Origin of the sequence: Paenibacillus jiangxiensis (genome assembly GCF_046098255.1) — a bacterium.
Taxonomy (GTDB): domain Bacteria; phylum Bacillota; class Bacilli; order Paenibacillales; family Paenibacillaceae; genus Paenibacillus; species Paenibacillus jiagnxiensis.
The window spans coordinates 1-1,871 of record NZ_JBJURI010000068.1 but is presented as its reverse complement, the minus strand read 5'-3'; the positions used below and the strand labels follow the sequence as shown (position 1 = coordinate 1,871).

Sequence of the window (1,871 nt, the reverse complement as noted above, 5' to 3'; positions counted from 1 at the left end):
CCTTGTATGTTAAGAGCATCTCCTGATTTGGGGTTGCTCTTTTCCTTTTGCTCTTTGAAAAATGAATAAGTTGAAATGATGTTGTCCCGGTGGGGGACGCAGCCCAAGTGAAGCGCGGGAGCGGCCCGAAGGGACGAAAAAAATGTGTTTGCGATCCTGGGCTGTCCTTGGGAAAATGCCAGTAGGTGTCACCGACGGGAATGTTCCTTCTCCTCCTGTTGACCCGTAATTCGGGTTCTTCCAGTTTTAGAGTGTTCCCTTGGCCTCTTCCGTATTTTCCTACACGCTGACTGTTTCCCGCGCGTCACCATCCCTTTCGCATAGCAGAGAAAGGTTCGTGCACCGATGGGCCGCGGTGTATTCCAATAGCTCGCAAGGCTGTTAGCGGAGAGATTCCCAAGGACATCCCAGGACCGTAGGCACCGAGTTCAAGTGAAAGGAGGTGAACCCCATGCCCCACATCTTATTTGTCGGGATCGATGTAAGCAGTAAGAACAACGTCGTCTGTTGTCTTCCCGAAGGCGACAGCACAAAGCCTTTGAGTCGCTTTACCGTCGCCAATGACGAACCTGGTGTGTTTGCTTTGCGTGAGCGGATCGTGGCGCTGATGCAAAAGCACAGCCTTACGCACATCCGCTTCGGTTTAGAGGCGACCGGACCGTTCTCCAGTCATCTGGCCCGCTATTTGCATAGCGTGTTGCGTTTCGCTCCGTTCGAACATAGCGTCTATATGTTCAATCCCAGTCTCATCAAGGCGTTCAAGAAAATGCACTTCCTGGACGCCCCGAAAAACGACAGGGTAGACGCCTGGTTCATCGCCGCGAAGCTCCGATCCGGTCATCTACCCCGTGCCTTCACGTGGAGCGAACCCATCGCTGCTTTGCAGCGTCTCTGCCGGACTCGTTTCCACGTAGTACAAACTTTGACACGGGAGACCAATTTCCTGCTGACCAACCTGTTTCTAAAGTTTAGCAGCTACGCGGCAGGACCGTTCGGCAAGAAGACGTCGGTGACGAGTCTCGCAGTGCTTGAGCAATTTGTTAGCGTCGAGGACATCATCGATATGTCTGTGGAGGATCTCATCGCCTTTGTGTCTGAATGCGGTAAAAACCGCTTCGAAAACCCTGAGGAAGTTGCCCGAGCCTTGCAGAAGGCCGCACGCTCTTCCTATCGGCTGCCCAAGGCCATGGCCGACGCTGTGAACCTTGCGATGGCTTCCAACATCCGGGTTATCCGCTCGCTCCAAGAGCAGGCAAAATCGCTGCAAAAAGCGATTGAAGAGCATCTGTCCACGATCCCACAGACACTTACGTCAGTGCCGGGAATTGGCCCGATCTTCGCTGCTGGAATCATCTCGGAAATTGGCGACATCTCGCGGTTTCCAAACCAGATGGCGCTCGCGAAATATGCGGGTCTGGCCTGGACGGAAAACCAGTCCGGCGACTTTAAAGGTGTTGAATCTCGGCTCATTAAATCCGGCAACCGCTACCTGAAGTACTACTTCACCGAAGGCGCAAAAAGTGTCCAGGTGCACGACACCGTATTTGCGCAGTACTTCAGCCTCAAAAAGGCGGAGCCCGCGAAATACGCCGAAAAACGTGCCCTTGCGCTTACAGCTCGTAAATTGGTGCGGTTGGTCGACTATCTGCTACGAACCAACCGACTTTACGAACCCAGAGAGGTGATCCAGCAACACGGATAACATAGGTTCACGAACAAACCACCTATTTCCCGGTACATAAGGAAATATCTGAAAATCCGGGTAGGGCAGGTTTAGTTTGGGTTTGCCTTTTTTTCGGTCCACCCCCTGAAAAAGTGACAGCACGCGAAAATCCCTTTCATTCAGGGTCTTGACATCGTACCGCTGCTCT

Annotated in this window: 1 protein-coding gene; it reads left to right on the top strand. The window is 52.8% G+C overall.

Annotated features, from left to right (window positions below; all coding sequences use genetic code 11):
• The first annotated feature begins 451 nt into the window (after positions 1–451).
• Complete coding sequence (locus ACI1P2_RS31315) at positions 452–1,702, top strand: IS110 family RNA-guided transposase (protein ID WP_355327693.1); 1,251 nt, start codon at positions 452–454, stop codon at positions 1,700–1,702.
• Positions 1,703–1,871: the final 169 nt, after the last annotated feature.